The sequence below is a fragment of the Methylobacterium sp. WL6 genome (assembly GCF_008040095.1).
In the GTDB taxonomy this organism is placed as follows: Bacteria; Pseudomonadota; Alphaproteobacteria; order Rhizobiales; family Beijerinckiaceae; genus Methylobacterium.
In genome coordinates this window covers 1-2,524 of the sequence record NZ_VRVH01000461.1, presented here as the reverse complement: position 1 = coordinate 2,524, position 2,524 = coordinate 1, and the positions used below count along the sequence as shown (strand labels likewise).

General features: G+C 74.3%; 2 protein-coding genes and 1 pseudogene. 1 reads left to right on the top strand and 2 read right to left on the bottom strand.

Going from position 1 to position 2,524, the window contains the following annotated elements; translation table 11 throughout:
- Window positions 1–63: 63 nt before the first annotated feature.
- The gene (locus FV230_RS27200; protein ID WP_147844589.1) at window positions 64–1,359 is read right to left on the bottom strand and encodes an aminotransferase class I/II-fold pyridoxal phosphate-dependent enzyme; all 1,296 of its coding nucleotides are present in this window, start codon (window positions 1,357–1,359) and stop codon (window positions 64–66) included.
- Between the two features lie 166 nt (window positions 1,360–1,525).
- Between FV230_RS27200 and FV230_RS27195 the strand changes: the two genes are divergently transcribed.
- On the top strand, window positions 1,526–1,771 hold the full coding sequence (locus FV230_RS27195) for a hypothetical protein (RefSeq protein ID WP_147844588.1): 246 nt from the start codon (window positions 1,526–1,528) through the stop codon (window positions 1,769–1,771).
- A gap of 16 nt (window positions 1,772–1,787) precedes the next feature.
- Here FV230_RS27195 and FV230_RS27190 read toward each other — a convergent pair.
- Window positions 1,788–2,524: pseudogene (locus FV230_RS27190) on the bottom strand (DNA mismatch repair protein MutL); the annotation flags it as partial.

Sequence of the window (2,524 nt, the reverse complement as noted above, 5' to 3'; positions counted from 1 at the left end):
GCGCGGCGCAGGCCGGCAGCGTCGCCGCCAGGACGAGGAAGCCGGCCGCCCGGAGCAGGCCGCTCATTCCTGCGGCGCCGCGCGCACCGCCCGCTCCGATTCGAGCGCGGCGAGCAGGATGCAGAGCGCGATCCCTTCTGCCGCCTCCCGGACCTCGGACAGGCTCGGATAGGACGGCGCCAGCCGCAGCGCCGCGTCGCGGGGGTCGCGGCCGTAGGGGAAGGTCGCGCCGGCCGGCGTCAGGCCGATGCCGGCGCCCTTGGCCAGCTCGACGATGCGCTCGGCGGTGCCGACGCCGGCGTCCACGCTGACGAAGTAGCCGCCCTCGGGCCGGCTCCAGGCCACGTCCGTCCCGGTCAGGTGCCGCGCGAGCGCCTCGGTGACGGCGGAGAACTTCGGGGCGAGGAGCTCGCGCTGGCGCTCCATGTGGGCGGTGAGCCCCGCCGCGTCGCGCAGGAAGCGGACGTGCCGGAGCTGGTTCAGCTTGTCCGGGCCGATCGTGCGCTTGCCCGCCCGCGCGAGGTACCAGCGCACGTTGTCGGGGGAGCCGGCGAAGAAGGCCAGCCCCGCGCCGGCGAGCGTGATCTTCGAGGTCGAGGCGAAGATGAAGGCGCGGTCCGGATGCCCGGCCGCCCGGCAGGCTTCCAGGATGTCGGGGATCGCGTGGTGCTCGGGCGTGAGGTGGTGGACGGCGTAGGCGTTGTCCCAGAACAGGCGGAAGTCCGGGGCGCCGGCCTTCATCGCGGCGAGCCGCCGGACGGTCTCCTCCGAATAGATCTCGCCGGACGGGTTCGAGTATTTCGGGACGCACCACATCCCCTTCACCGCCGGGTCGGCGACGAGGGCCTCGACCACCTCCATGTCCGGCCCGTCCGGCGTCATCGGCACCGGCAGCATGCGGATGCCGAATTCCTCGCACAGGGCGAAGTGGCGGTCGTAGCCCGGCACCGGGCAGAGGAAGGCCGGCGCCTCCTCGCGCGACCACAGGCGCTCCGAGCCCGGCACGCCCTTCAGCATCGCCCAGACGATGCAGTCGTGCATCACGGCGAGGCTCGCGTTCTCGGCCACCACCACCTGCTCCGCGGGCACGCCGAGCAGCGCCGGCCCGAACAGCGCGCGCGCCTCCGCCAGGCCCTGCAGGCCGCCGTAGTTGCGGGCATCCTCCCCCGACGCCGTGGTGTGGTCGCCGTTGCCGGGCAGCGCCAGCATGCCCGACGCGAGGTCGAGCTGCTCGGGCGAGGGCTTGCCCCGGGTCATGTCGAGCTTGAGCCCGCGGGCGCGGAACGCTTCGTAGGCGCCCTGCGCCTGCGCGTAGCGCGCGGCCAGTTCGGCGGGGGACAGATCTGCGAGTGCGGTCATCGGGAAGGCGCCGGGTTGTTCGGATGTCGGGCGTGTCATAGGCCGATCCGTGTGCGAGCGCACGCGAAAGGCGCGTCGGCGACGCGGTCGAACCCCGACCGGGCTTTCCAGGTGCCGGACGGCTGGGCTAGGTTCGCGGCGAGGGGGTGCTCGCTCCGAGAGCGCCATGATCGACGACGTCTTCACCTATGGCGGACAGGCCCTGGGTTTCGTGGCGATCGGCCTGTGGGCCTGGCTCGCCCTGACCGCACCGTCGCTGCAGGCCTGGATCCTGGCACGCTACGAGGACGAGCTGCGTCTCGGCGCCGCGCCGTCGGCGCCCGCGCGCCCGGACCGGATGGGGCTCGTCGCCGGCGGCGTGACGATGGTCGCGATCCTGTGCCAGTCGATCGGGTTCGCGATCCCGGACTGACCGGGCGCCACCCCGCTCAGCGTCTCCCGAACAGCCGCTCGATGTCGTGGCGGCCGAGGGCGACGTAGGTCGGGCGGCCGTGGTTGCACTGGCCGGAATTCGGCGTCGCCTCCATGGCGCGCAAGAGCGCGTTCATCTCCTCCGGGCGCAGGCGCCTTCCGGCGCGGATCGAGCCGTGGCAGCTCATCCGCGACAGCACCGCGTCGAGGCGCCGCCCGAGCGGGCCGTCCTCCAGGGCCCCGGCCCCGCCCTCCTCGACCCCGCTGTCGTCCAGCGCGTCGAGGATGTCGGCGACGAGGTGGCGCACCGAGGCGCCGGCCAAAGCCGCGGGCACCGCGCGCACCAGCACCGCCCCGGGGCCGAAGGCCTCCAGCGTCAGGCCGAGCCGGTCAAGCTCGGGGGCGGCCGCGGCCAGCCGCTCGGCGGCCTCGGGCGCCATCTCGATCACGTCGGGGATCAAGAGGCCCTGGCGCAGGATGCCGCCCGCCGCGCGCTCGCGCTTCATCCGCTCGTAGACGAGGCGCTCGTGCGCCGCGTGCTGGTCGACGATCACCACGCCGTCGCGGGTCTGCGCGACGATGTAGGTCTCGTGCAGCTGCGCCCGCGCGGCGCCGAGGGGATGGTTGAGGGCATCCTCGGCGCCATCGAGGCTGCGCAGGTCGGCCGCGGGCGGCGCCAGGTCGGCCATCGGATCCGGAAAGGCGTCGGCCGCGCCGTCCGGCGCCAGCGGTGCCTGCGCCGCCTCGCCGAAGC

Bases quoted from the DNA above. Each gene is read 5' to 3' on its own strand.
- FV230_RS27195 (WP_147844588.1), top strand. From the start codon at position 1,526: ATGATCGACGACGTCTTCACCTATGGCGGACAGGCCCTGGGTTTCGTG.
- FV230_RS27200 (WP_147844589.1), bottom strand. From the start codon at position 1,359: ATGACCGCACTCGCAGATCTGTCCCCCGCCGAACTGGCCGCGCGCTAC.